The sequence below is a fragment of the Microbacterium amylolyticum genome (assembly GCF_011046975.1).
Lineage (GTDB): Bacteria > Actinomycetota > Actinomycetes > Actinomycetales > Microbacteriaceae > Microbacterium > Microbacterium amylolyticum.
In genome coordinates this window covers 2,231,319-2,255,808 of sequence record NZ_CP049253.1, presented here as the reverse complement: position 1 = coordinate 2,255,808, position 24,490 = coordinate 2,231,319, and the positions used below count along the sequence as shown (strand labels likewise).

The 24,490-nt window shown below is 65.4% G+C and carries 18 protein-coding genes; 7 read left to right on the top strand and 11 right to left on the bottom strand.

The annotated features are described in order from the left end of the window. Positions 1–56: 56 nt before the first annotated feature. On the bottom strand, positions 57–644 hold the full coding sequence (gene phnN, locus G6N81_RS10865; RefSeq protein ID WP_165136787.1) for a phosphonate metabolism protein/1,5-bisphosphokinase (PRPP-forming) PhnN: 588 nt from the start codon (positions 642–644) through the stop codon (positions 57–59). A 141-nt stretch (positions 645–785) separates the two neighbouring features. Continuing rightward, entirely contained in the window at positions 786–2,237 is a 1,452-nt protein-coding gene (locus G6N81_RS10860) for an XRE family transcriptional regulator (protein ID WP_165136784.1), read from the bottom strand. Between the two features lie 131 nt (positions 2,238–2,368). Here G6N81_RS10860 and aceA point away from each other — a divergent pair, with 131 nt between their 5' ends. Together aceA and aceB are read left to right on the top strand one after the other, a co-directional pair. After that, on the top strand, positions 2,369–3,667 hold the full coding sequence (aceA, locus tag G6N81_RS10855; RefSeq protein WP_165136781.1) for an isocitrate lyase: 1,299 nt from the start codon (positions 2,369–2,371) through the stop codon (positions 3,665–3,667). A 25-nt stretch (positions 3,668–3,692) separates the two neighbouring features. After that, positions 3,693–5,345, top strand: a complete 1,653-nt coding sequence (aceB, locus tag G6N81_RS10850) for a malate synthase A (RefSeq protein ID WP_165136778.1) — start codon at positions 3,693–3,695, stop codon at positions 5,343–5,345. A 98-nt stretch (positions 5,346–5,443) separates the two neighbouring features. Here the strand turns inward: aceB and pulA are convergent, their stop codons facing one another. Further along, positions 5,444–11,809 carry a pullulanase-type alpha-1,6-glucosidase gene (gene pulA, locus G6N81_RS10845; RefSeq protein ID WP_165136775.1) on the bottom strand — a complete coding sequence of 2,122 codons (6,366 nt, stop codon included), beginning with the start codon at positions 11,807–11,809 and terminating at the stop codon, positions 5,444–5,446. A gap of 328 nt (positions 11,810–12,137) precedes the next feature. Here pulA and G6N81_RS10840 point away from each other — a divergent pair, with 328 nt between their 5' ends. Next, on the top strand, positions 12,138–13,205 hold the full coding sequence (locus G6N81_RS10840) for an NAD(P)/FAD-dependent oxidoreductase (protein WP_165136772.1): 1,068 nt from the start codon (positions 12,138–12,140) through the stop codon (positions 13,203–13,205). A gap of 2 nt (positions 13,206–13,207) precedes the next feature. On the opposite strand, the gene G6N81_RS10835 is transcribed toward G6N81_RS10840, so the two are convergent. From G6N81_RS10835 to G6N81_RS10820, 4 genes are read right to left on the bottom strand one after another with little or no spacing between them, the layout of a single operon-like run. Continuing rightward, positions 13,208–13,831, bottom strand: a complete 624-nt coding sequence (locus G6N81_RS10835; RefSeq protein WP_165136769.1) for a GNAT family N-acetyltransferase — start codon at positions 13,829–13,831, stop codon at positions 13,208–13,210. 4 nt (positions 13,832–13,835) lie between these two features. Continuing rightward, a complete protein-coding gene (locus tag G6N81_RS10830) occupies positions 13,836–14,504 on the bottom strand; it encodes a uracil-DNA glycosylase (protein ID WP_241244966.1) in 669 nt (222 codons plus the stop codon). A 25-nt stretch (positions 14,505–14,529) separates the two neighbouring features. Further along, a complete protein-coding gene (locus G6N81_RS10825; protein ID WP_165136763.1) occupies positions 14,530–15,039 on the bottom strand; it encodes a phosphoribosyltransferase in 510 nt (169 codons plus the stop codon). Positions 15,040–15,061: 22 nt separating this feature from the next. Further along, positions 15,062–15,841, bottom strand: a complete 780-nt coding sequence (locus G6N81_RS10820; protein ID WP_165136760.1) for an SDR family oxidoreductase — start codon at positions 15,839–15,841, stop codon at positions 15,062–15,064. A 141-nt stretch (positions 15,842–15,982) separates the two neighbouring features. Between G6N81_RS10820 and G6N81_RS10815 the strand changes: the two genes are divergently transcribed. Both G6N81_RS10815 and metX read left to right on the top strand, forming a co-directional pair. Beyond that, positions 15,983–17,296 carry a bifunctional o-acetylhomoserine/o-acetylserine sulfhydrylase gene (locus tag G6N81_RS10815; protein ID WP_165136757.1) on the top strand — a complete coding sequence of 438 codons (1,314 nt, stop codon included), beginning with the start codon at positions 15,983–15,985 and terminating at the stop codon, positions 17,294–17,296. A 100-nt stretch (positions 17,297–17,396) separates the two neighbouring features. After that, entirely contained in the window at positions 17,397–18,602 is a 1,206-nt protein-coding gene (metX, locus tag G6N81_RS10810; RefSeq protein ID WP_165136754.1) for a homoserine O-acetyltransferase MetX, read from the top strand. A 15-nt stretch (positions 18,603–18,617) separates the two neighbouring features. Here the strand turns inward: metX and G6N81_RS10805 are convergent, their stop codons facing one another. Then, on the bottom strand, positions 18,618–19,835 hold the full coding sequence (locus G6N81_RS10805; RefSeq protein WP_165136751.1) for an MFS transporter: 1,218 nt from the start codon (positions 19,833–19,835) through the stop codon (positions 18,618–18,620). A 50-nt stretch (positions 19,836–19,885) separates the two neighbouring features. Next, the gene (locus tag G6N81_RS10800) at positions 19,886–20,221 is read right to left on the bottom strand and encodes a thiamine-binding protein (protein ID WP_165136748.1); all 336 of its coding nucleotides are present in this window, start codon (positions 20,219–20,221) and stop codon (positions 19,886–19,888) included. Between the two features lie 109 nt (positions 20,222–20,330). On the opposite strand from G6N81_RS10800, the gene G6N81_RS10795 reads away from it, so the two are divergent. Beyond that, positions 20,331–21,191 carry a carbohydrate kinase family protein gene (locus G6N81_RS10795; protein WP_165136745.1) on the top strand — a complete coding sequence of 287 codons (861 nt, stop codon included), beginning with the start codon at positions 20,331–20,333 and terminating at the stop codon, positions 21,189–21,191. Between the two features lie 30 nt (positions 21,192–21,221). Here G6N81_RS10795 and G6N81_RS10790 read toward each other — a convergent pair whose 3' ends face one another. Next, on the bottom strand, positions 21,222–22,418 hold the full coding sequence (locus G6N81_RS10790) for a glycosyltransferase 87 family protein (protein WP_165136742.1): 1,197 nt from the start codon (positions 22,416–22,418) through the stop codon (positions 21,222–21,224). Continuing rightward, a complete protein-coding gene (locus G6N81_RS10785; RefSeq protein WP_165136739.1) occupies positions 22,415–23,299 on the bottom strand; it encodes an ADP-dependent NAD(P)H-hydrate dehydratase in 885 nt (294 codons plus the stop codon). Before G6N81_RS10785 ends, G6N81_RS10790 begins: the two co-directional genes overlap by 4 nt. A gap of 46 nt (positions 23,300–23,345) precedes the next feature. Between G6N81_RS10785 and G6N81_RS10780 the strand changes: the two genes are divergently transcribed. After that, positions 23,346–24,422, top strand: coding sequence for an NADH:flavin oxidoreductase/NADH oxidase (locus G6N81_RS10780; RefSeq protein ID WP_165137906.1), 1,077 nt, complete (start codon positions 23,346–23,348; stop codon positions 24,420–24,422). Positions 24,423–24,490 lie beyond the last annotated feature (68 nt).

The window sequence follows — 24,490 nt, the reverse complement described above, 5'->3', positions numbered from 1 at the left end:
GGAGCTGCAACGAGCACGGCCTCGAGCACACGCCTCGCGGCCGGCGCCGTCGGCGATCACGTGTGAGACACGCCCTCGCCGCGAAGTGACAGCAGGAAGGCGCTGAGCCGCTCGGCTGCGTCATCCAGCGTTCCCGTGTTCTCGATGACCAGATCGAACGGATGGTGCGGGGCAGGGTCTTCTCGCGCCAAGCGCCGCTCCGCCGCATCGGCGTTCTCTCGACCACGAGCGAAAATCCGATCGCGGCACACAGACGTGGGAGCCGTCACGCGAACGGCGCGCGCCACCGGAAAGGCGCTGCGCACATCGTCGAGCACAGCGCGCGAGGTGTTCACCACGGCGATTCGTCCCTGATCCACCTGGTCCGCGACGCAGACCGGAATGCCATAGGCGAGTCCGTGGGCGCGCCAGGTGAGGGCAAAAGCGCCCGACTGTTCGCGTCGCCGGAACTCCTCCTCGGCAACCGCTTCGTGGTCTTCGCCCGGCTCGGGAGCCCGGGTGATCACGCGGCGAGGAAAGACGATTCCGCTCTCGCCGTTATCGCCGATCGTGTCAGAGACTGCGCGCATCACGGCGTCCTTGCCGCATCCGCTGGGCCCCGTGATCGCGACGAAAACGCCGCCGCCCGAGTGATGATGTGTCATGCCGCTTCCCGGTGCGATTCCGATGCTCTGCTCAGCCGATATGTCCCCTGCGACGTTCTCATGAACGCGGCATTCGGGGAAGCCCCGCGGCCGGGTAGTAGTGGTACATGTCAAGAGGGGGAAGGAAGGACCACGGACCCGTTAGCGCGGCGCGTGAGCGTCGAGGAACTCGTAAACGTCAGTCGTATCAACGCCGGGGAACGACCCCGTCGGCAGCGTCGCCAAAAGCGTGCGCGGGGTGGCAACATTCGGCCACGCCCCGTCTCGCCACCGCGACGACAGCTCTTCCGGCGGGCGACGACAGCACACTTCATCCGCGTGACGCGAGACGCCGCGGTTGCTCGTATCGCGTCCGACGAACCACCGGGTGTCGTCAAAGCGCACACCAACGCTCACGGAGTGCGCGCCCTGACTGGAGTACTCCACGCGCGCCGTGCACCAGAACGTTCCGCCGCCGGTATCGGTGTACTGGAAGTACGGGTTAAAGCGATCCTCAATGTCGAAGACAACGCGACTTGTCCACTTACGACAGCACAGCTGACCCTCGATCGACCCAATTCTGTCGGTGGGAAAGTTCACATCGTCGTTCTCATACGCCTTGGTGATCGTGCCCGACTCATGCACCTTGAGAAAGTGAACCGGAATGTCCAGGTGCCGCGTTGCGAGGTTCGTGAAGCGATGCGCTGCCGTCTCGTAGGAGACCGCGTAGGCGTCACGGAGGTCTTCGATCGAAATCGCCCGGCGCTTCTTGGCATCGATGAGCGATTCAACCGCCCCCGCTTCCGGGATGAGGAGTGCCCCGGCAAGATAATTCTGCTCAACGCGCTGGCGGAGGAATTCCGCATAGTCTCGCGGCTCCGAGTGCCCGAGCACTCGGCTGGCGAGAGCCTGCAGCATGGGAGCACGGGGGTCACTCGACGACCGCGTAGACAGGTACACGCGGCCATTTTTGAGGTCGACGACGCTCCGCGTCGACTGCGGCAGATCACGCGCGTAATGCAGGGTAAAACCGAGGTGAGCAGCGAGATCACTGGCAGCGCGCTGCGTCAGCGGACCTCCCGTGTGATCGATGCGAGCCAGCAGCTCGTGCGCCGTCTTCTCCAGCTGCGGGAAGAAGTTCCCCTGTCGCCGCATCAGCCGTCGCAACTCGAGGTTCGCTCGCCGAGCCTCCTCCGGCGTCGCCTGACGCTCATCGCGGAGACGATCGATTTCGCCAGCCAGAGCGAGCATCGCTCTGAGCGCCTCATCCGGCATCCCCTTCGGAATCCGGAACGGCTCGATGCCCACCTCCCGCATCCGCGGCGAGCGCATCTCACGCTCAAGAGCGAGCTCAAGTTCACCGCGCTCGTCAAGTTCTGCGGGGGTGAGGAGCTCATCGGTGGGAACGCCAAGCGCTCTGGCAATCGCCCCGAGCATCGACAGCCGTGGCTCCCTCTTGCCGTTCTCGATCATCGAGAGTTGGCTCTGCGCGCGGCCAACGCGCTCCGCGAGGTCGGAGAGCTTCATGCCCTGCGCGCGGCGCAGAGTGCGGATTCGGCGGCCAACGGCAAGGGCATCAGCCGAGTCGTCGGTCTCATCGTCGAGCAACGTCATGGGGAGATCCTGCCACACAGATCCGAATAACGGAACTTCTGCAAAAGTTCTCCTCGGATTTGTTCTCTGAAGGGCTTGTGTTTCACGCATCGTGGACTCAACACCCACCGCACACCCTAAGGAGACCAAAGATGACCTCCACCACTCACCGCCCCGGAGACCAGGTGCAGACCGCAGAAGAGCTGCAGCTTGAGTGGGACGCGAACCCCCGCTGGAACGGCATCCGACGCGACTACACGACAGAGGATGTTGTCCGTCTCCGCGGCACGGTTCGTGAAGAGCCGACGCTGGCCCGCCGCGGCGCCGAGCTGCTCTGGGAACGCCTCGGCAGCGACGAGTACATCCGCGCTCTCGGTGCCCTCACCGGCAATCAGGCCGTTCAGCAGGTGCGGGCCGGTCTCAAGGCCATCTACCTCTCCGGGTGGCAGGTCGCCGCCGACGCGAACCTGTCGGGCCAGACCTACCCCGACCAGTCACTGTATCCCGCGAACTCCGTTCCCGCCGTTGTGCGCCGCATCAACAACGCACTCCTGCGCCAGGACCAGCTCGAGGCCGCAGAGGGACAGGTGACCCGCGACTGGCTGGCACCGATCGTTGCCGATGCAGAAGCCGGCTTCGGCGGGCCGCTCAACGCGTATGAACTCGCTCACGGCATGATCTCGGCGGGCGCGGCCGGTATCCACTGGGAGGACCAGTTGGCGAGTGAGAAGAAGTGCGGCCACCTCGGCGGCAAGGTCCTCGTTCCCACCTCCCAGCACATCCGCACCCTCAACGCGGCTCGACTCGCAGCGGACGTTGCCGGCGTCCCCACCGTGCAGATCGCCCGAACCGACGCCCTCGCCGCTGATCTCATGACGAGCGACATCGACGATCGCGACCGCGAATTCACGACCGGACAGCGCACAAGCGAAGGCTTCTACCGGGTGAAGAACGGCATCGACCCCGTTATCGCCCGCGGGCTCGCCTACGCCCCGTACGCAGACCTGATCTGGGTCGAAACAGGAACTCCCGATATCGAGCTGGCTCGTGAGTTTGCGACGGCCCTCCACGCAGAGTTCCCCGGCAAGATGCTCGCGTACAACTGCTCGCCCAGCTTCAACTGGTCCGCTGCGCTCAACGAAAAGCAGATCGCAACGTTCCAGCAGGAGCTCGCGGACCTCGGCTACCGGTTCCAGTTCATCACCCTGGCCGGGTTCCACGCCCTCAACCACTCGATGTACCAGCTGGCGACCGGGTACGCAGAGCGTGCCATGACCGCCTATGTCGAGCTCCAGGACGCCGAGTTCGCCGCAGAGGCACACGGCTACACCGCCACAAAGCACCAGCGTGAGGTGGGAACCGGCTACTTCGACCACGTGTCGACGGCTCTCAACCCCGAGGCGTCGACCCTCGCGCTCGTCGGCTCCACCGAAGCCGAGCAGTTCCACTAAACCTCCCGTGCGATTGGAAACGACCATGACACTCATCGCCCCCACTCCCGAACGCTCCGCCGAGCGCGAGCGCACGTTCCCCGCTATCGACGTCGTCGGGCCCATGCGTCCTCGCTACGCGGAAATCCTCACCCCGGAAGCTCTCGCCTTCGTCGCACAGCTGCACGAACTCTTCGCCGGGCCCCGCTACGACCGCCTCGCGGCGCGTCTCCGCCACGGCTACGAAATCGGCAACGGCCGTGACCCGAAGTTCCGTGAGGACACCCGCCGAATCCGCGACAACGCCGAGTGGCGCGTGGCCGGCCCCGGACCGGGGCTCGTCAACCGCCGCGTGGAGATCACTGGTCCCACCGACCCGCGCATGACGATCAACGCACTGAACTCGGGCGCCAACGTCTGGCTCGCCGATCAGGAAGATGCAACAAGCCCCACCTGGGCCAACGTGATCGGCGGACAGCTCTCCCTCCATGACGCGATCCGCGGAACGCTTCACCACACGGCGGAGAATGGAAAGCAGTACTCCGTCACGGCGGAAAAGACCCCCACCATCGTGATGCGTCCGCGTGGATGGCATCTGGAAGAGCACCACCTGCACTTCACCGATGCGCACGGCCGCACGATGGCCACGTCGGGATCGCTCGTCGACTTCGGTCTGTACGCCTTCCACAACGCGCATGAGCTGATCCGCAACGGCCGCGGCCCGTACTTCTACTTGCCGAAGATCGAGCAGGCAGAAGAAGCGCGTCTGTGGGACCAGGTGTTTAGCTTCACGGAGCAGTACCTCGCCATTCCGCACGGAACTATCCGTGCCACGGTTCTCATCGAGACGCTGCCCGCCGCGTTCCAGATGGAGGAGATCCTCTACGAACTGCGCGATCACTGCGCCGGCCTCAACGCCGGCCGCTGGGACTACATCTTCTCGATCATCAAGACCTACCGTGGTCGCGGATCACGATTCGTCCTGCCCGACCGCAACGAGGTCACCATGACCGTGGGCTTTATGCGCTCCTACACCGAGCTTCTCGTCCAGACGTGCCACAAGCGCGGGGCATATGCCATCGGCGGGATGAGCGCGTTCATTCCCAACCGGCGCGACCCCGAAGTCAACGGCCGGGCGATGGAAACGGTTGCCGCCGACAAGAACCGCGAGGCGAACGATGGCTTCGACGGCACGTGGGTGGCGCACCCCGATCTGATCCCGGTCGCGCGCGCCGAGTTCGACGCCGTGCTCGGCGGGCGCGAAAACCAGCTCGAGCGCCTGCGCGAAGACGTCGATGTGCGTGAGCGCCACCTGCTGGATCTGTTCATCGGTCGCAACATCACCGACCAGGGCGTCTATGGCAATGTCGAGGTGACCATCCGGTACATCGAGGCATGGCTGCGCGGCCAGGGCGCCGTTGCCATCAACAACCTCATGGAGGACGCTGCAACGGCCGAGATCTCACGCTCGCAGATCTGGCAGTGGATCCGGCAGGATCAGGTCACGGAAGAGGGAACGGCCATCACCCGCGACTATGTGTCGGGGCTCGTCGACCAGGTTCTCGGTGAGGTGGAACGTGCACCGGGTGACCGCTTCGATGAGGCGGCTGCCGTGTTCCGAGACGTCGCCCTGTCGAGCACCTTCGCGCCGTTCCTCACGACCAAGGCCTACGCCGACCACCTGGTCGAACGGGCTTAGGACGATTCCGCCGGCCCGATCGGCCGCCGGATTCACCACACAAACCAGCACCGCCGCTTCTCGGAGAATCCCGAGAAGCGGCGGTGCTGGTCTCTGCGTCAGGCCCTCTGGCGCGCGCGGTGTCGCACGACCAGAGCCGTGGCGCCCGCGAGGAGCATCAGAATGGCGATTGCCGCCGGCCACACGGGTGTTCCGCCCGTCGGGCTCAGCTCATCCGGCTGATCCGATCCCTGCGCATCGGCGCCGGACCCGTCCGCCGCACCGGAGTCGGAGCCGCCGGTTGATCCGTCGGCGTCCGAACCAGCGTGCGTCGTTGCGCCCGACGATTCTGCGTGCGAATCCGATCCATCAGTCCCCGCGCCGGCACCCTCAGCGCTCGCGTCCGTTCCGCGGGCGTCGGTGTCTGCGCCGTCCGATGCGGCATCGGCGCCATCCTCGGCCGCAGCTCCGGCGTCTCCGCCGTCCGCCGCGCCCTCAGCCGCGGAACCATCCGCTGCACCCTCGGCATCGCTCCCATCGGCCGCGCCGTCAGCGTCACTGCCGTCAGCGGCGCCGTCAGCGTCACTGCCGTCAGCGGCGCCGTCAGCGGTGCCCTCGGCATCACTCCCATCGCCCGCGCCGTCAGCGGTACCCTCGGCATTCGCGTCCGCGTCCGCGTCTTCTCCGCCCGGAACCTCCGGCGCGTCTTCGACGAGAACAGCAACCGAGCGTGCGGGCACGGTGACGGTTCCCGTTTCGGCATCGAAGCTCGTCTCGCGAACGACGTCGTCCCACCCGTCCTGCTGGGTCTGCGCAAGACGGTACTCACGGCCTTCGAGCTCGACGATCGTCTCCGTCACCGTGTCAGGACTCGCGTTGAACACGAGCAGCGCACCATCGAACTCGGGCGAAACCGGCTCGCCCTGCAGGTCGTCAATATGCATGACGACGACGCCGGCGATCTGCTCCGGCCCGCTGTTCGGGAACGACACCTTCTGCGAAATCAGCTCGGCGCTGCCCAGGCGCAGCAGGTCCACCTCGCCTCGGAGACGGAGCAGATCCAGCGCAGCCGCCTTCGCATCAGCCATGGCGTCGGGGCCAGGCTTCAGCGACTCGTCGGCCAGAAGCGGCGCCATCGCCGGCCACTTCGACTGGTTGTCCCAGGCCGGGGGCAGACCGGAGCCGAAGGTATTCTCCTGCCCGGTCCAATCGATCCGGTTGAACCAGTCGCCCGAGTCGTAGCTGTTGCGGTCAAGAGACTTCGACCGAAGCAGTTCCGTTCCCGCGTGCCAGAACGGAACGCCCTGCGAGAGTGTGACGGTCGCTTGTGAGAGCGCATTCATGCGCACGCGATCGCTCATCGACGTGTCAACCGGCAGCTTCAATACCGCCAGGTCATACAGCGTCTCGTTGTCGTGTGCGTCGACGTAGTTGATGATCTCGCCGGGTTCGGCAGCATAACCTGCCGCAGCACCGCGGTAGTCGAACTCTTCTCCTCGCTTCATCTCGCCGTCCGAGGCCAGCAGTTCGTAGTCGCGGAGGTTGCCCGCGAGCCCCAAGCGCACCAGATCCGCCTCATGCGCGAGATCCGCCAGCGCCTGCTCCGTCGTTCCGTTGACGGCGTCACCGTTCGGATCCGTTCCGAGACCGGTGCCGAAACCCTGACGGAAGGTCGACGAGGAGTCGACGGGACTACCGCCATGAACCGCGTCACGCAGACGGTCATTGAACGTTCCGATACCCGTTCCGCCGAGCTGGCCCTGTGTGGCCTGTTCGAAGAGCGCGTTGTCGGCCACTTCACCGAAGTTCCACCCCTCTCCGTAGAGATAGATCGACGATCCGTCGACGCCGTCCGTCTCCAGCTCCAGTTCGTCGAGCGCCGCGCGAACGGCCAGCATGTTGTCGCGCGAATGGTGTCCCATCAGGTCGAAGCGGAACCCGTCAACGCGATACTCGCGTGCCCACAGCACGACCGCGTCGACCATGAGCTTCTCCGCCAGCGCGTTCTCGGTTGCCACATTCTCGCAACACGTCGATGTTTCGACAGCTCCCACCTGGTTGAGGCGGTGGTAGTAGCCGGGAACGACCTTGTCGAGAACGCTCCGCTCCCCCTGCCCGGACTGAGCCGTGTGGTTGTAGACCTTGTCGAGAACAACCTCGAGACCGGTCTCGTGCAGGGCGCCCACCATCGTGCGGAACTCAACGATGCGGTCCGCTCCATCCGGCTGGGTCGCGTACGAACCTTCCGGTGCGAAGAAGTGGTACGGATCGTATCCCCAGTTGAAGCCATCGTCGCCGCGAATCTCGGCGATGCAGGCCTGCTGTTCGTGAGAATCCGGTGCCATCGCTGCCAAATCGCACGCAGGAACAGCCTGCGCCGAACGGTCTTCCTCAATCGTCGCAATATCGAACGTCGGCAGGAGGTGCACGGTGGTGATACCCGCATCGGCGAGCTCCGCAAGGTGGCGGGTGCCGTTGCTGTCCTCGGCGAACGCGAGATACGTCCCGCGCACGTCCTCGGGAACAGACTCATCCGAGATCGAGAAGTCGCGAACGTGCAGTTCGTAAATGGCCCGATCGACGTCGCGTTCAATGTGGGGCGCCGGCGTCTGCTCCCATGTCTCGGGACGCAGCTGTTCGTCGCTGAGGTCCACGACGACAGCGCGCTCGGAGTTGGTCGTCAGAGCAACGGCGTACGGGTCGGAAACGATGTTCGTCTCGATCCGCCGCGTGCTGTGCGCATACACGCTCACCTCCCAGAGGTATTCGGTTCCGGTTGTCACGCCGAAGGGAACGGCCCCCCAGACCCCGGACTCCTCGTCGAACGTGGCCGCGTGACGCGTGGGGTCGCCGGCTGCGCCCGGCTCCCAGGTGAGCAGCGTGACATCCTGTGCGGTCGGAGCCCAGACGCGGAAGGACGGTGCTCCTCCGGTAAAGCTCGCGACGAGGGAATCGTCGCTCGCGAAGCTCACTCCGAGATCCGCGTTCGCGGCGGCGTCGGCGTAAAGGTCGTCAAGAACTCCCGGCAGCTGAACGCCGGTGAAGGCGCGCAGCTCTCCGCCGGCGTCGTACTGAGCGACAGCAACCTGGCCGCTCAGGGTGTCCGCGATCGTCGCACGATCGAGTCCGTCCACCCGCAAGGCCGTGGCTCCGGCCAGCGCGGGGAATCGCTCGCTCTGAGCATCCGTGAGGCCGCCGTCGATCACCGACAGTGCCACGGGGTCGCCCCCCGTGACCGCGCCGTCAACAACAGCCAGTTCCGCGGTTTCGCTGGCGAACAGTTCCCAGGTCGCACCGTCTGCTGGCGCACCGAAACCGGCGGGCCACACGATCGTCGTCTCGTCGATCCAGTGCGCACGCAACTCACCGCCACCAACAATCGCCGCACCCTCGGCCGCGATCTCGAGCAGATTGGTCTCCAACGTGTACCGGAAGGTCACCGGCTCACCGTCGGCAACGGAGAACGCGTAGTTGTCGCCGCCGGGGGCACCGCCGGCGCCGTAGTTCTCGTCCCAGCTCATGCCGTGCGTCACCTTCACCTCATAGCTGCCCTCGGCGATCCGGTCGGTGGTGAATTCATAGACGCCGTCTCGATCACCGTCATGCATGATCGATCCGAGGCAGGCGGGGTCCCAGTCGCCATCACAGCCGACCTGGCTCTGGAAGCTGCCGGCCAGCGTCACGATGGGACCATCCGCTGTGGTCTGAACAACGCCAGAACGAGGATCGAAGTAGAACGTGATCGGTCCCCCCGCGTGGGAGTACGTGGCGTTTGGGCCGTCGAGAACGCCGTTCGCGCCGTAGTTCCAGTCCCACGCGCCGTTGATCGCGGCCTTGTACTCGTAGTCCCCCTCCGGGATGTTGTCGAAGGTGCCTTCGTAAATGCCGTCCCCGCGGAGCGTGAGCTCAGCGGCGGCGCAGCCCGGCGCCCAGTCGCTCGCACACCCCATATGCACATTGTGGTCGCCGGGAACGGAAACCGATTCAATGTCCGAGTGCTCCGCCGGCTCCTCATCCAGGCTGACGGAGTGACCAACGTTGGCGTAGGTCGACGCTGCCGAACGCTGGCCGTCCGCCGATGTGGCGACCGCGCGGTATTCGATCAGCGTTCCGGCAGGCAGGCCGCGCACATCGTGGAAGACACGAGGCGATGTCGTCTCCGCTACGCCAAGCGGCGTCCATTCGTCGGAGCCGACAGCGCGCCACGAAAAGCTCGTCTCGGCCCACGCCGTCGCGCCGAGATCCGCCGAAACCGGGGCAAGGCCGGTCAAGCCCGCTCCCGGAGCAGGCGACGCAATCGACAGATCGATGTCAGCGGACGACACCTCGCGATCAGCGCGAAGGACGACGGTGCTGAGCGCGGGAACTGCCAGGCTCACGGTTCCGTCGGCGTCGCTGGTGACCGAGTCACCAGTGCCATAAACGCCCTCATAGGTCGCCCCGTGTGTCAGCGACGTGACGTCAGCAGATGCCGTGTCGACGCTGTTGTTGACGGCGATCAGCATCTCGGTCTTGTCGTCGCGATCAACACGCGAAAAGACGTACAGCCCCGCGCCTTGCTCGGCATAGAGCTCGATCTGCGCGCCGTCGGACAGCTCGGGATACGTCTCGCGCAGCTGCGCGAGGTTCGCGATGTGCTCGTAGAGCGGAACATCCGTGTCATAGCGATCGACGGACCCCGCTTGCTCGCCCGTGATGAGCAGCTGGTCGATGTACTCATCGACCTGGCTGGCGAACAGCGTCTGCCTGGCGTCCTTGTCGCCGCCCGTTCCCGCGAAGCCCTGTTCGTCGCCGTAGTAGACGACGGGCTGGCCGCGGGTGAGGAACATCAGCTCGTGTGCCAGCTCGGAGCGCTCCTGCGGGCTGCCGACGTTTTGCACGAAGTGTCCGATGCGCCCCATGTCGTGGTTTCCGAGGAACGTCGGAAGGGCTGAGGCCGATGTTTCTGGTGTTGTGTAATAGTCGTCGCCGCGAAACAGCGAGGAGAGCCCGCGCGCGGAGTTTCCGCCGGCGAAGCTCACGGCCGAGCTCTGGAAGGTGAAGTCGAGAACGGAGTTCATCGCGGTGTCACGCACGTACGGCGAGAGCTTCGCCGGGTCGGCGTCGTAGACCTCGCCGAACATGAAGAAGTCGTCCTTGCCCTGGGCATGTGCGTAGGCAAGAACCTCCTCCGACCAGGTCTCCCAGAACTCAAAGTTCACGTGTTTCACGGTGTCGATGCGGAAACCGTCGATCCCGAGATCGATCCAGTCCTGATACACCTCCACAAAGCCGTTCACAACGGTCGGGTGCTCGGTCATCAGATCGTCCAGGCCCATAAAGTCGCCGTATGTGACCGATTCCCCCTCCCATGTGCTGTCACCGCGGTTGTGGTACAGCGTCGGATCGTTGAGCCAATCTGGCGTTTTCGCCTCGGGGTCCGTCACGATCGGCGTGTAGGGGAAGGACTCTTCTGCGTCGAGCTCAGGGAACGTGTCCGTTCCCGCATACTCCGCCGGGTCGAACGCGTTGCCTTCAGCATCGAGATACGGGCTCGTCACCATGTCGATGTAGTCGTACTCGCCCTCGGCGTAGTCGATGACGTCGGCCGTGTGGTTCGTGATGATGTCGAAGTAGACCTTGATGTCGCGCTTGTGCGCCTCGGCGATGAGCTCGCTCAGCTCCTCGTTGCTGCCGAGGTGTGGGTCGATCCGCGTGAAGTCGGTGACCCAGTAGCCGTGGTAGCCCGCGCTCGCGTCGGCGCCCTCGCCCTGAACCGGCTTGTTCTCGAAGCTCGGCGTCAACCAGATGGCCGTTGTCCCCAGCCCCTCGATGTAGTCGAGGTGTTCGAGGAGACCGGCGATATCGCCGCCGTGGAAGAAGCCCTTGTCGGTGGGATCGAAACCGTGGTCGAGGCGATCGCCGTCGATGGACGCGGTGTCGTTGCTTTCGTCGCCGTTGGCAAAGCGGTCCGTCATCACGAAGTAGAACACCTCGTCGGATCCCGCCTGTCGCACGGGCTCAGAAACAAGCGCGCTGTCGGCGTCGGTGTACTCACCGCGGATGTCCTGAACCTCGATTCCGGGACGCTTGTTTTCGTCGTCAAAGACGAACCGAAGTGTGGCAGGGCCAGCGAGCGACAGCGGAATGTTCGCGTCGCCGCCATCGATGCCATACGACTCATCCCAGGTTCCGTTCGCGACAACCTTGAATTCGTAGCTACCCTCCGGCACATCGAACTCGGCCGCATAGATGCCGTCTGCGCCCGTCGGAGAGAGCGCGGTCTCCTGACAGTCAAGCTGCCAATCTTCCTCGCACCCCAGCTCGTCCTGAAGGCTGCCAACCAGCGAGAGAACTCTCTCCTCCTCAGCGGCAGCGGCGGGAGCAGCGATCGCAGGGCCGAAAACAACGGCAGCCGCTGTCAGCCAGGCCAGCCCCGCTCGGAATCGTTGCGGACGGGTGTTGGAACCGGCGCGAGGCGCACGGAATCCACGTTTCGATGACATCGTCGTCATTGCTCCTCCGGGAAGCGAACAGGGCGCAGTGGCCACAGATGGGTGACGCCACGCTAGCAACGTTGCCCAGGAAATTGCAAGCGCTTCCATGTCTGCCCATCAGCAAGAAAAGCGAAATTTGGACAGTTCTCTCTTTCCTGCCCGCCAAGAATTGCCCCATCCCCGCGGTTTCTGAAAGCGTTTCCGTTCGAGGCTCTGACACCAGGAAACCGAGTACCTCGTACCGCGCGCTCGCACAGCATGAACACCTCGAGGACGGCACGTGTCAGCATGGTGAAGCGAAGTGCGCGCCGCGCCCGTGCACTCCTACGGTGTAGAGGTGAACGAAACCTTCGACGTCGCGATCGTAGGAGCAGGGTCAACCGGACTCACCCACGCCGCCGCCGCACACACCCAGGGACTGCGCGTTGTCGTCATCGAACAGAACAATCGAATCCTCGGCGCCACGGTGCGCGGCTCCGGTCACATCACGATCGATGTGCACATCGACGACAAACGAGTGCTCGCGAACCGCTCACGTGAACTCCTTCTGACATACGCACAGCGCGCGTGCTTCTGGATCGCACGGCGGGGGACGCTCGCCGTCGCCACCGCAGAAGATGAACATCAGGTCCTCCGCGAGTCCGGCATCGGCCGCCTCCTTTCCGAACGCGACGTCAGTGACCTCTCGCCCATGAAGGGCGCCATCGGCGGTGCGCTTCTCAAAGACGACGTTCACCTCAACCCGCGCGAGGCGGCACCCGCGCTCGCCTCCTGGCTTGCCACAGAAGGAGTGACGTTTCTGTGGTCGACGGGCGCGCTCGGAGCAGAACCGGGAACCCTCGCCACGACCCGCGGGGCCATCAGCGCCGAGCGCATCATCTTCTGCACGGGCCATTACCTCGCCCACACATTCCCCGCTGCCGCCATCGCGCTCGGGCTCACCGTGACCGCTCACGACATGCTGCTCATGCAGGGCGTGGGCCTCGAGTTCCCGATCATCACGGGGTCAGCCCTTTTGCGTCACGACGTCTTCGCGGCAACGCCTGCCGCCGACCAGCTCCGTGCGCGGATCACCGCGGAACGCCCCGACATCATCAAACTCGACGCCGATCAGACGTACACGGAAGTTCCCGGGCTCGGCCTGATCGTCGGCTCAACGCGGACCACGGCGCCCAGCCCCTCTCCCTTCCAAGAGGAGCGCTGCTACGAGCTTCTCGCCCGCCTGACTCGCAGCCTGTTCGGCCTCGGCCATCTCCAAATCGAACAGCGCTGGCAGCGCCTGACCGCCGCGTCAACCGCGCATCGCACGACCATCGGCGACGGCATCGAAGCCATCGCGCCCCTGCCCCTCGCCGTTGCCCCGGCGATCGCCGAACGAACGTTCGCAACGGCCAACGTCGTCTGACGCTAGCGTCGCCGTCCGAACAGGCCGCGCTTTTCCTGCTTCGCCTTCGGCGTCAGCTGCTTCTGCAAATGAACCACGCCGAGCCATCGATCGAACTTAAAGCCCACCCGCCCCATACGGCCCACCTCTTCGAAGCCCAGCTTCTCGTGCAGGGCAATCGATGCCTCCGCCCCGCTATCGCTAATGACGGCCACCAGCTGACGCAGCCCGAACTCCTCGCACGCATCGAGCAACGCCACGAGGAGCGCGCGGCCGAGCCCCTTCCCCATGGCGCCGGGACCCAAATAGATCGAGTTCTCCGCCGTGTAGCGGAACGAACTTTTCCCCGACCAGGGCGACGCCAGCGCGTACCCAAGAACCTGCCCGTTGCCCGCCTCCGCGACGAGGAACGGCAGGCCCAGCTTTCTCAGGTGCTGAAATTTGTCGACCCACTGCCGCCGCGTCCACCGCTTTTCGTCAAACGTGACCACCGAATTGGTCACGTAGTAGTTATAGATCTCGCGAATGTCCTCGATGTCGCGCATCTCGGCCGGGCGAATCACATACGTAAACGGGCGCTCGGAATCGGACTGCTTCCGCAGATGCCGCGGCAGCTTCCGACGCTTGAGGTATTCATCCGTGCGCATCGGCTCAGATTACCGTCCAGTCGATGGGATCCGCCCCCTGCGAAACGAGATGTTCATTCGCGCGTGAAAAGGGCCGCGAACCGAAAAAACCGCGCCGTGCCGAGAGCGGAGAGGGGTGGGCGGATTCCAGGCACGCCACCCCTGTCAGCAGCGGCGACAGACTTCGCGCCTGCGCACCCCACAGGATCGCCACCAACGGGCCGCCTCGGCCGGCCAGCGCACGAATTGCCTGATCCGTCACGGTCTCCCAGCCCCATCCGCGATGAGACGCCGCCAGGCCCGGCGACACCGTGAGCACGCGGTTCAGCAGCATCACCCCCTGGTCCGCCCAGCAGGAAAGATCACCGTGCGCGGGCGGAACAACACCAACATCGTCCTGCAACTCGCGATAAATGTTGCCCAGGCTGCGGGGAATTGGGCGCACATCCCTGTCCACCGCGAACGACAAGCCCACCGCGTGCCCGGGGGTGGGATAGGGATCTTGCCCCACCACCAACGCCCTGACATCGGCGAACGGTCGGCGAAAGGCGCGAAACACCAGATCGGCAGGAGGCAGCACCTCGCGGCCGGCGGATCGCTCAGCGCGGATCCGATCCTCCACCTGCGCGATGGCGCCCTCCACCGGCGCCAAGGCTTCTGCCCACCCGGCGTCAATCAGGCCGCGATCCGCCATTTCGGCTAGCGTGCGCCCGCTCATCTCAGGCGGAGGCGGGAAGACCGGCGTCTTCTTCGATCACCGAGCCGTCTTTCGACCACGGGAAATCAATCCACAGGTCGGTGTCCTTCCACGCGAAATCGGGCTGGATGATCGTGGACGGCTTGGTGTAAATCGTGACCGACCGTACATCGGCGCCCTTGTCGATCAGCATGTCGACGGCCATCTTCAGGGTGCGGCCCGAATCGGCCACATCGTCCACCAGCAGAACGCGACGCCCGTCGAGATAGTTCATATCGAGCTCGGGCGGAAGCACCTCCGGCGCATCGAGAACTGTGCCAATTCCCGTGTAAAACTCCATGTTGATGGCGCCGCAGTTTTTCGCCCCCAGGGCGTACGCGATCGCTCCCGCCGGCAGCAACCCACCGCGGGCGATCGCCACCACGACCTCCGGCACGAATCCTGACGCCACGATCGCACGGGCGAGATCGCGCGTCGCCCCTCCGAAACCGTCCCAGGTGAGGCTTTCGCGTTCCGAGTAGTGATCTGCCACGAGGATTCCTTTGTTGGGGGTCTCAGTCCGTGCCGTGCACGGCGAGCGGACCACGATGAACAAGGTGCTGCGCCGCCTGAGCGACAGGGCGGAGCGTCACAAGATCGAGATTGACATGCCCCGGTGCGTTCAGGCTGTACGCGATGACATCGGCAACATCATCTGCCGTGAGTGGGCTCTCCACGCCGGCATACACCGCGTCGGCGGCGCTCTTATCCCCGCCGAGGCGCGTCAGCGCGAACTCTTCCGTTCGCACCATTCCCGGCGCGATCTCCACAACCCGAATCGGCTCACCGAGAAGCTCCTGCCGCAGAGCGGCAACCAGCATCGCTTCGCCGGCCTTCGCCGCGTTGTATCCACCACCGCCGGGGTACGCGACCTGGGCCGCCGTCGACGTGACGAACAGGGCGTCCGCGTGCGTCGACCCCGCTGCGGCCGTCGACCGCAGCTGCGGGAGAAGTGCCTTCACGAGCCGCTGCGCAGAGAGGGTGTTCATCTCGTACATCCGCAGCCATCCGTCGCTATCGCCGTCTTCAACACGGTCCGTGCCGAGAGCACCCCCGGCGACGTGAACAAGAGCGTGGAGGGGGCGCTGAGCCGTGAACTCCGCGAGGGCATCGATATCTGCCTGTCGCGTCAGGTCGGCAGCGAACGCCTCAGCACCGGTTTCCGCCGCCAGCTTCTCAAGCCGATCCGCGCGGCGAGCAACACCGACAACCTCCCAGCCACTCCCTCGCAAGGTGCGCGCCACCGCCTCACCAATGCCGGAACTCGCCCCTGTCACAACCGCTCGCCTCGTCATGCAGATCACGATAGTCCCGGCGCGGGACACCCGGCGTATGACGCCACGTTTCCCATCCCTTGGCCCGCACAGGCGTCACCCGTAGCGTTGAGACATTCCCAGCCGAAACACTCCGCATCCGCTTCGACGAGAGAGAAAACGATGAGCGATAACTGGCGTTTCGAAACCCAGCAGATTCACGCTGGCGCACAGCCCGATCCGACGACCGGGGCACGCGCCACACCGCTGTATCAGACAACGGCATATGTGTTCCGCGACGCAGAGCACGCCGCAAACCTTTTCTCGCTCGCCGAGCCGGGCAACATCTACACCCGCATCATGAACCCGACGCAGGCCGTCGCGGAAGAGCGCATCGCCGCGCTCGAAGGCGGATCCGGCGCTCTTCTCGTCTCCAGCGGCCAAGCTGCCGAGACGTTCGCCGTTTTGAACATCGCCGAATCGGGCGATCACATCGTCTCGTCCAGCTCCATCTATGGCGGAACGTACAACCTCTTCAAGTACACCCTCGCCAAGCTCGGAATCGAAACCACGTTCGTCGAGAACCAGGACGACCCCGACGAGTGGGCACGCGCCGTGCGCCCGAACACCAAGCTGTTCTTCGCTGAGACCGTCGGAAACCCGCAGGCAAACGTTCTCGACATCGCCTCCGTTTCAGATGTCGCCCACGCCAACAACGTGCCGCTCGTGGTGGACAACACCATCGCCACGCCCTACCTGATCCGCCCCTTCGAGCACGGGGCCGACATCGTCGTGCACTCGGCAACGAAGTTCCTCGCCGGACACGGAACGGTCGTTGCCGGCGTCATCGTCGACGGCGGCACCTTCCCGTGGTCGAAGCACGCCGATCGATTCCCCGGCCTCACCGAGCCCGACCCGTCCTACCACGGTGTCAGCTACACGGGTGCGCTCGGCGACGCCATTGCGTACCTCACCAAGGCCCGCGTGCAGTTGCTGCGCGACCTCGGATCCGCCGTAGCGCCGAACAACGCTTGGCAGCTCATCCAGGGCATCGAGACGCTGTCGCTGCGTATGGAACGCCACGTTCAGAACGCGCAGGCGGTTGCCGAATGGCTCGACCAGCACGAAGACGTCGCCACCGTCAACTACTCGGGCCTGCCTTCGTCGCCGTGGTTCGCCGCTGCCGGGAAGTACGCACCGTCCGGTGTCGGAGCAGTTCTTTCCTTCGAGCTCAAGGGCGGCGTCGACGCCGGCCGCGCGTTCGTGAACTCGCTCGAGCTCTTCAGCCACCTGGCCAACATCGGCGACGTGCGCTCGCTCGTCATCCACCCCGCATCAACGACGCACTCGCAGCTGACACCGGAGCAGCAGCTCACGGCTGGTGTGACGCCCGGCCTCGTGCGCCTCAGCGTGGGGCTCGAGAACGTCGAAGACCTGGTGAACGACCTCCAGCAGGCGTTCGACAAGGCTCGCACCCGCGAGTCCGCCACGGCCTAGCGCCCCGGCTTTTCATGATTTCTGGCAGAATTCGGCCCCGGCCCGGGGCTGAATTCTGCCAGAAATCATGATTCGCGCTGAGCGGGCAGAATAAGGACCCATGGACTGGCAGATTTCCGAGGACACGGTTCCTTCCGCACCCGTGACCGAGGCGGATACTCGGTCTATGGCGGGGCGCCCTCCGGCGTCCGGCGCGTGGCAAGACGGCGATCACCCCGGCGGCCGCCAGTTCGCCTGGCTCGGCCCGTTCACCACTGAGCGCGGCGACACCATCCCCCACATGCGCCTCGCATACGAGACGTGGGGCGAGCTCAATGCCGATCGCAGCAACGCCGTTCTCATCACGCATGCGCTCACGGGTGATAGCCATGTGGCGGGCGACGCCGGTCCCGGTCATCCGACGGCGGGCTGGTGGACTCCTGTGGTCGGTCCCGGCCTCGCGATCGATACCGACCGATGGTTCGTGATCGCACCCAACGTTCTCGGTGGTTGTCAGGGCTCAACGGGCCCCGCGAGTATCCACCCCGACGGTGACCACTGGGCATCGCGTTTTCCCTATCTGACGGTGCGCGACCAAGTCGCTGCGCACGCTGCCCTGGCCGAGAAGCTGGGTATCGAGCGCTGGGGCGCCGTCATCGGCGGTTCGATGGGCGGAATGCACGCCCTGGAGTGGGCCGTCACCCATCCCGACCGCGTTGCACGCCTCGCCGTTATCGCCTCGCCGCCGGTCAATACCGCCGACCAGATCGCGCTGAACTCCACGCAGCTCGAGGCAATCGAAATCGATCCCGGTTTCCAGGGCGGTGAGTATTACGAGTCGGCCGCGGGAGATGGCCCCCATCGCGGCCTCGCTCTAGCCCGGCGCATGGCCATGCTGAACTACCGCGGCGTGATCGAACTCAACAAACGCTTCGATCGCTCGTGGCAGTCGGAGGTGAGCCCACTCGGGCACGGCGGACGCTTCGCCGTTGAGTCGTACCTGGATTTCCACGGCAACAAGTTCACGCGACGGTTCGACGCGAACTCGTACATCCGTCTCGTCGAGGCGATGGACTCGCACGATGTGGGGCGCGACCGCGGCGGTGTTGAGGACGCCCTGAAACGCGTCACAGCACGAACGCTCGTGATGGGGATCAACACGGATCGGCTCTTCCCGATCGATGGTCAGCACCGGATCGCCCGCGGTATCGGTTCGACGATCCATGGCTCAGACGCGATCACAATCCGTAGCGACTTCGGCCACGACGGTTTTCTCATCGAAACCGAAACGGTCGGCCACCACCTCCGGGAGCTCCTGGCGGAGTAACCCTGGACGCTGTCGTTATGCGGCGAGCGCGAGCTGTCGACGTTCGGCAGCAAGCGCCGCGATCGCGATGACGATGCCGACGAGGGCGAGCCCCGCCCCCAGCCATGCGGGCGAGACGTACCCCCAGTGCGCGGCGATGGCGGCTCCTCCGACCGCGGCTCCGATGCCGTTTCCGATGTTGAGCGCGGAATGGTTGAGGGCCGCACCGATCGCCTGGTATTCACCCGCAACATCGAGCAGGCGGAGCTGAACGGTGGGCGCCACCACCTGGCCGGCGACGCCGAAGATGAACAGCGCTGCGATGAGCGCGGGTGTCCACGGGGAGGCAACGGCAACGAGGAGCGATGCGGCCGCGAGTGTTCCGAGGCTGGCCACCAGGGTGCGAGGAACACTGATGTCGGCGAGCGCACCGCCGACGAAGTTTCCGACGAACATGCCGAGGCCGAGGGCGACGAGGGCGATCGGAACAACCCACTCGGGGGCCGCGGATGCTTCCGTGACGAAGGTGGAGACGTAGCTGTAGACGGCGAAGAACCCGCCGAATCCGATGGCGCCGAAGGCGATCGTGAGCCACACCTGCGGAAGCCGGAAGACGCCGAGTTCTTTTCGGAAGGAACGGCCGGGGTCACCGGGGGTGGCGGGAATGAAGCGCCAGCACATGATGAGGGCGATCGCGAAAACGACGACGACAACGACGTACGTTGCGCGCCACCCGAGCATCTGCCCGAGGAACGTTCCGGCCGGCACCCCGACCATATTGGCAACCGTCAGGCCCGACATGACAACGGCGACGCCGCGGCCGCGACGTTCGGGCCCCATCAGGTCGCTGGCGATAATCGCCGCCATACCGAAGAAGGCGCCGTGCGGCAGGCCCGAGAGGAGACGTGTGACAGCCAGCAACTCGTACGTGGGCGCGATGACCGTGAGCAGGTTACCGATGAGGAGTGCGGTGACGAGAGAAATCATGACCACGTGACGCGGAAAGCGCGACACGATGGCGGCGATCGTTGGCGCTCCGATGACCACTCCGAGCGCATAGAGGCTGATCAGATGCCCCGCCTGCGCGATGGCGCTCTCTTGTGAGGCCTCGAAGGTGTCGCTGAGGAGGTCGCCCGCGATCTGCGGGAGGATTCCCATGGTCGCGAATTCGGTCATTCCGATGCCGAACGCACCGATGGCCAGGGAGAGGAGCGCCGTCCTCGCCGCACCCCTCGACGTTGTCGAGGAAGTCATGACCGAAATTCTACGGGCTTCTCCTGACCTGCCCGTTAACGGCCCCTCCCTTACTCCGCGTCGTCTGTGTTTCCGATCGCCTGTTCCAGCCGCTCGATTTTTCCGTCGATTTCGCCGTCACGGCCGGGACGAATATCTGCCTTCAAAACGAGTGAGACGCGCGAGCCGTAGGGCTGCACCGCCTCGACTGCGCGTTTGACGACGTCCATGACGGCGTCCCAGTCGGGCCCTTCGACCTCGGTGAACATCGAGGTGGTGCGATGTGTGAGGCCCGATTCCCTCACGACCTTCACGGCGGCGGCAACGGCCGCGTGAACGGAGGCATCGCCATCACCGGAAGACTTCTCGCCGGTTCCGGACGGGGCAACGGAAAATGCGACCAGCATGCGGAGCTCCTTGAGTCGTCGGGCAGCGCGCATCGCGCCGCCTGTTCATCCTCGCATTCCGTCGACGCGCCTTGGAGGCGTGCGGCGCCACATGCGCTGTGATGGGTTCATGCCTTCTCGCGTCATCGTCGCCGGTCCCTCAGCGTGGAACCATCTCATCCTCCTGGACCGACTGCCGGAGCCCGTTCCGCACATGCAGTTCGCTGAGCGTGAATGGCATGCGCTCGGCGGAACATCGGCCGGGAAGGCGCTACACCTGGCCTCTCTCGACGTGGATGTGCGGCTACGCACGCCGCTCGGCGCTGACACGGACGGAGACCGCGTGGCCGATGCGCTGGTGTTGGGGCGGGTTGTCGTCGACCGCGTTCCGTCGGAACGCACGGAACGTCACGTAAATCTGATGACGGTTGCTGGCGAGCGCGTCTCAATCTATGTGTCGACGCCCTCACCTCCGGCAGAAGAAGACGTCGCCGCGGCTGCCGCGGCCGTCGCGGATGCTGAGATCGCCGTTATCGATCTCAGCGATCTCGGTGCCGCACTTCTTGGGCGGTGCGGCGAGGTGCCGCTGTGGGTGGACCTGCATGACTACGACGGCTCAGCAGCCTTCCATGAGCCCTTTGTGCGCGCCGCCGACGTTGTTTTTATGAACGACGACAAAACCGATGATCCATGGGCTCTGATGGAGAGCTGCCTCAGAAGAGGACCGCGGTTGGCGGTCTGTACCCGCGGAGCGGAGGGCGCGGTGGCGCTCACGTCGTCCGGAACGCGACACGGCGTGGAGGCCACTGCCGCACACGTTGTCGATACCAACGGCGCGGGGGACGCGTTCATGGCCGGGTTTCTCGCCGCCACACTGAGCGGTGCCTGCGTCGATAGCGCCCTGTCGGCCGGCGCGAACCAGGCGCGCATCGCAATCGAATCCCCGCACATGCATCCCGTGCTGAGTGTCGAGGCCGCGTCCCACAGTTAATCGCCGGCTGCGCAGGCCGCAAGTCACGCCCTAACCCCGAGCGGGCACCCGCACCACTCGGACAACGGCCCAGATCCCGAGGGCGACGAGGGCGACGTTGCGGAGCACCAGAACGGCGATCGCGGGCGCTTCCGTCAGGAGAATCTGCGTGTACGCAAGGGGGTAGATGACGTGGGTGAGCGCGGCGATCACGAGGGCCAAAATGGCCAGCGGCATCGCGCGGCGCCGGTCCCAGACGATCCACCACACGATGGGCGCAATGAACCAGCTCTCAAACTGCGGTGACCCCACCTTGTTGGTGACGATCAGCGCCGTGACCAGGGCGAGTGCGAGGGGCGGGAGGAGCTCGACGACGGAGGCGCCTCTGCGAGACTTCCACGTCCCCAGCGCGGCGATGCCGGCGACGGCGATCACCATCACCAGCGTCATGGCGCTCGCTACCTCGGCGATGCCGGGGCCCGCAACCTGATAGGTAAGGATGTCCGTGTCGTAATACACGGCGTGCGATCCGGTCTGCGCCATGACCATAAAAGGCGTTGCGGCGACGGCTTCGATCTGCAGGCCGCGTCCGGTCTGCTCGGTCACGAACCCGAAGAGGTTCCCTGCGCCGCCGGCCAGCACGACGACACCCGCAATCACCACCGATGCCAGCGCGGCACCGATGACGACCTCCTTGCGACGGCGAACGGCGCACACGGCCGCCAGCAGCAGCGCAGCAGGCCACACCTTGATCCACGTTGCGATCGACAGAACCGCTCCCGCAAGACCCGGCCGCGAACGCAACCAGAGCATGCCGATCACCGCGAGCGGCACCGTGATCGCGTCGATACGGTAGATCGCGATCGGACCGAGCAGCAGGGTGAACAGCGCCCAGTATCCACCGGCGATCACGCGGCTGCGCGATTCACCGTCGCGCACGAGGGCCCAGAACCCAACGGCATTGGCGATGCACACGAGCGCCGCCCACGCCATCGAATACGACTCGAACCAGACAAGCCCCTGAGCGATCACCATCGGCGCAAGAGCAAGCGGCGGATACACCCACGGCATGTCGACGCCGACAATGCCGTAACCACCGAGCGCCATCTCGCTCCACGGCTCGTAGACGAGGTAGGTGTCCCCCATGGGGCCGTTGGGCCACACGAAACCGAGCGCGACGGAAACGGCGTGAGCGACGCCAAAAGCGGCCCAGATCAGTGCGACGGGCAGCCATGGCTGTGCCCTCATCGCGTCGCCTCCGCGAATGCGGCCGGAAGCGCCTCTGCCACGTCGAGCGCCGTGATCGGGTGACCAGCGCCCGCGGCGATTCTGCCCGCTGTTCCGTGGAGCCACGCCGCCGTTGCGGCAACAGTAGCGAGCGATTCGAGGTTGACATCCTCGGACGACGTCTGCGCGACGCATCCGGCGAGGAGCGCGCCGATCGTCCCGGCAAGGACGTCTCCCGTTCCTGCCGTTGCCAGCCACGGAACGCCCGTATCAATGTGTGTCCACCACCCTCCTGGCGCCGCCACGAGAGTGCGTGCGCCCTTCAGGAGCACGACCCCGCCGAGGGCATCGGCCGTTTCGCGCACAACGTCGAGGCGCTCGTGTGCGCTTGCGTGCAGTCGGGTGGCGACGTCGTCGCGCGCACCGCCGAGGCCGCATGCCGCCCGCACGGTCGGCAGTTCCCCGTCGTGCGGTGTCACGATGACGGCGCCTTTCGCCCTCGGTACAAGATCGAGTGCGCCGGCGTCGATCACGGCAGGAACGCCCGAGGCCAGAAGCGCGAGCCCTCGGCGCGTTGTGCTCTCATCGCGATCCGGTGCGGCCGCCATTCCGCTGCCGAGAACAGCGGCGTCAGCACGTCCGCTGCCGAGAACGGTCTCGGGACGCCGGTGAACGACAAAGGGGGCAACGGCGTCCTCCCCCAGCCACCGCACCATGCCGATGCCAGCCCGCCACGCGCCCTCGACAGAGAGCACAGCAGCGCCCGGGTATGTCACGCTTCCTGTGAGAAGCGACACGACGCCACGGGAATACTTGTGATCACCTCGCGTTGGAACTCGCAGAACGGAAGCTGCGTCCTCCGCCATCCAGCGGTGTTCGCTCGATCCGTTTCCTTCAGGCATGCGGCAACACTATCGCCGTGCGCAGACACTCTCCGGAAAGGCCACGATGAGCAGGCTCTTCACGCCACTGACGATCCGAGAAACCACATTCCGTAACCGGCTGTGGGTCGCTCCCATGTGCCAGTACAGCGCGACGGACGGCGTCGTCGGCGACTGGCACCACGTGCATCTGGCCCAGTTCGCTTCGGGCGGCGCCGGACTCGTGATCGCCGAGGCCGCGGCTGTTGTGCCGGTCGGCCGGATCTCCCCCGAGGACGCCGGCATCTGGAACGACGAACATGTTGCTGCGTGGAGGCCCATCACCACGGCGATCAAGGACCGCGGATCGATCGCCGGAATCCAGCTTGCGCACGCGGGACGAAAAGCCTCGACGTGGGCGCCGTTTGCCGACAGCAATGGCACGGTTCCCGCCGCGGACGGCGGATGGCAGACAGAGGGCCCGTCGGCGATCGCGTACGAGGGCTTTGCTCCTCCCGTCGCGATGACCCCGGAACGGATTTCCGAAGTCACGGCGGCGTTCGCCCACGCGGCGCGGCGTTCGCTCGACGCTGGTTTCGACGTGATCGAGGTGCATGCCGCGCACGGCTATCTGCTGCACGAGTTCCTCTCGCCGCTGTCCAACGAACGGGAGGATGAGTTCGGCGGGTCTCTCGAGAACCGTGCCCGTTTCACACTCGACGTTGTCCGGGCCGTGCGCGCCGAAGTCGGCCCCGATGTTCCCGTTTTCGTGCGTTTTTCGGCAACCGACGGCGCAGACGGCGGACTCGCAACGGACGATGTGGCACAGGTGGCCCGCTGGGCCGTCGATGCGGGCGCCGACCTGTTCGATATCTCGACGAGCGGCCTTGTCGCCCACCAGAAGATTGATGTCTTCCCCGGCTACCAGGTGCCGCATGCGGCGCGCGTTCGTGAGGTCACCGGCGCGCTCGTCGGAGCAGTAGGCATTATCACCAGCGGTCAGCAGGCAGAACAGATCCTGGAAGATGGCGACGCCGATGTCATTCTGGCGGCGCGCGAATGGTTGCGGGATCCTCACTTCGGGTTGCGTGCCGCGGCGGAACTCGGCGAGGACGCATCGATCTGGCCGAAACAGTACGTGCGGGCGCGGCGCGCAGCGGCGTAGCAACGGAAACGGCCCTGTGGGCCAGCGACTCTCGAAAGAGATTCACTGGCCCACAGGGCCGTTTTGTG